Below are 3157 nucleotides of genomic sequence, written 5' to 3'. Positions count from 1 at the left end.
GTTCGATTAGCCTTTGGGGTGATGGTTCTTTTAGGACTGTTGACCTATTTCTACAGTTTCTTTGTCAAAGAAGAGAAAGTAAGCGCGTAATGGATGAAAAAGTCGGTAAGTTTTGGGATCACTATGTCACCCAAAAAGCGTCTCGTCTTTTTAAAGAGGAGGAAGTTGTATTTGCGGACATTGCCAAAGGGTTAAAACTCTTTTATCATCTCTTAGGGGGTGAAAAAGGGAAAGAACTTCATATAACCGACAAAAGATCGATTAAAACGTCACGAACACTGCTTGAAAAAATATCAGGAACCGGTAAAACCTTTTTTCTTGCCTGGCAAGATGAAAAAGGGCTTTACCTTCCTGCCTCTTTAGCTTATTTCCCTTCAAAAGCACACAATGAGATGCACTATTATTGGTTAATCGCCATGCTGACCAACGTGAATGTCAAAGCTAAAAATATAGAGCACGAGAATACCAATGCAGTGAATAGTCTCATTAAAAAATACGCTGGATTTAGCGAATTTTATGCCTATGCAGACTCATTTTTAATAGGGAATTATCCTGAATTATCCACTATTGAACCTTCACACGAAGGTTTATTAGCGGATAATTATCCCAATCCTTTATGGATTTATCCTTCCCTCTCTACCTCTAATAAACTCCTAGACAACGGTGATGAAGAGGAACTTTTAAGACAAAACGATGAACCGCGCAAGAGTGATACCTTGCAGATGAAAAAAAAGAGTGAACAGATCGATGATAAAAAAGAGACGGATGGACTGCTCCTGTTTTTACCCGAATCGATACTAAGTTTTATGGAGCAAGTTCGGGTTGATCGGCAGGAAAACGACAGTTTTGATGAAGATGCTCTCTATAATGCCGAAGATTTAGATGAGATAACGCTGGGACAAAAAGATGCCAATCTCTCCGCGCGAATCAAAATGGATCTGGATATCTCGGCCAATAGTATCGAAGAATATCCTCTGGGGAAAGGTCATTTTATAGATGAGTGGGACTATAAAAAAGAGATCTATCTCAAAAATTACGTTTGTATAAAACCCCTTGTTTCTCTCCATACCGAGCCTATAGAGTTACCAAAGCGGCTGCAAAAAATGATGCGTCGGATTCAGAGTGAACTCGATTTGATGGAGCTTGACCGTATCAAAAGAGATAACCTCCCCTACGGCGATGAGATCAATATCGATACATGGATTGATTACAAAGGACACCAAAACCGCTCAAGCCACCCGCAACGATTTTTTGAGACGTATGAGAGAAAGATGAGGGATATGTCCACCTTGATCCTAGCGGATGTTTCTCTCTCTACAGAAGCGGGGATCACACAAGAACTGCGTGTAATCGATATGATACAAGATGCGTTGATGGTGTTCTCCGAATCGCTGCACCGTCTTCAAGATCGGTTTGCTATTTATACCTTTTCATCGATCAAAAACACGAAGGTCAACTTTCACATCATTAAAAATTTCAAAGAGAACTATAGCGACAACGTTCGCGGCCGTATTCATGCCATTAAACCGGGGTATTACACTCGAATGGGTGCAGGGATACGGGAGAGTGCCAAGATTTTAGAGAAACAACAAAGCGCTAATAAGCTGTTGTTAATCCTCAGTGACGGGAAACCTAATGACGTAGATCGCTATGACGGACGGTACGGTATCGAAGATACGAAAAAAGCGATTGAAGAGGTAAAACAAAAGGGGATCACCCCATTTTGTATCACGATCGATATCGATGCCAAAGAGTACCTTCCATACCTTTTTGGACGAAACTCGTATGCAGTGATCCGTGATGCCAAAAAGCTTCCCAAAGTTTTACCCGAAATCTACATGAACTTGACCAAATAGGAGAAATAAACTATGTCCAAAATGTATTACTTGCCACAAGGCAATGAAATTGAACTTTTTAAGGCCGCCGCTGGAATGAATCTTCCCATCTTGATAAAAGGTCCAACAGGATGTGGCAAAACAAGGTTTATCGAAGCGATGGGCGAAGAGTTAGGTCGTGAGGTTTATACCGTGGTTTGTCATGATGATTTAAGTGCAGCGGATTTGGTCGGTCGTCATTTAATTGATGAAAACGGGACCTACTGGCAAGACGGACCGTTGACAAAGGCGGTACGAAACGGAGGAATCTGCTATCTCGATGAGATCATAGAAGCCCGAAAAGATACAACCGTCATCCTCCATTCATTGGCAGATTACCGTCGAGTACTCCCGATTGACCGTACAGGGGAGGTGATCGAAGCACATCCGGATTTCATGCTCGTAGTATCCTATAATCCCGGATATCAAAATGTTTTAAAAGGGATGAAACCGAGTACAAAACAGCGTTTTATTTCACTAAGTTTTGATTATCCGAAAGCGGAAATTGAAATAAAAGTCATTCTGCAAGAGAGTGGTATTGATCACGAAATAGCTCACAAATTGGTCACCATAGCCGGTGAAATCCGTCAACTGAGTGACAGTGATATTCAAGAGGCCGTATCAACGCGATTGCTCATATATGCTGCCAAATTAATTGCTAAAGGGTTTGACCCCTATCAAGCGTGTATACATTCCATTGTAGAATCACTCAGCGATGAAGAGGATGTTTTGGAAGTGCTTGAAAAACTTATATCACTGCATTTTAAAAAAAGTTTGCATGTCTAAAGCTCTAACCCTAAAACGCTCCTATCCACCTGGAGATTTTGCCATTTGGATCGTTATCTATATCGAACTGCTGACGTTTGGACTATTCTTTGTAGGATATGCTTTTTCGCGAAGACTCAATGTTCAAATGTTTAATGATTCACAGCTTTTTTTGAATAAAACAGCTGGGTTTATAGATACCCTCACTTTAATCACCAGTAGTTATTTTATTGTAAAAGCTATCTTGAGTATTAAAAACTCCAATGAAAACGATATCCGTATCTCATCCTCTATTGCCTCTAAATGGCTATTAGCCACAATGGGTTTTGGAGGAGTCTTCTTGGTTAATAAGCTATTGGAATTTTCCGATATTTTTGCTCAAGGCTTCAGCTTAAGTACCAATACATTTTTTATGTTTTATCTTCTGCTTACTATGTTTCATTTCATGCATGTGCTTTTGGGAACAATCATCATCTATACGATTCGACAAAAAACAAAACGGCTCGGATATACTTCTG

Annotated in this window: 3 protein-coding genes; all 3 read left to right on the top strand. The window is 40.2% G+C overall.

From position 1 onward, the window contains the following. The first annotated feature begins 89 nt into the window (after positions 1-89). Entirely contained in the window at positions 90-1856 is a 1767-nt protein-coding gene (locus JHC35_RS05345; RefSeq protein ID WP_295042747.1) for a VWA domain-containing protein, read from the top strand. Between the two features lie 12 nt (positions 1857-1868). Next, positions 1869-2660: a CbbQ/NirQ/NorQ/GpvN family protein gene (locus tag JHC35_RS05340; protein ID WP_295042745.1), complete on the top strand. Its 792-nt coding sequence runs from the start codon at positions 1869-1871 to the stop codon at positions 2658-2660. Further along, a partial coding sequence (locus JHC35_RS05335) for a cytochrome c oxidase subunit 3 family protein (RefSeq protein ID WP_295042743.1) occupies positions 2653-3157 on the top strand: 505 nt, incomplete at its 3' end. The genes JHC35_RS05340 and JHC35_RS05335, both read left to right, overlap by 8 nt.

Origin of the sequence: Sulfuricurvum sp. (genome assembly GCF_022759005.1) — a bacterium.
Classification (GTDB): Bacteria; Campylobacterota; Campylobacteria; order Campylobacterales; family Sulfurimonadaceae; genus Sulfuricurvum.
Note: the sequence above shows the minus strand (reverse complement) of the source record. Positions and strands in the feature narration are given on the sequence as shown.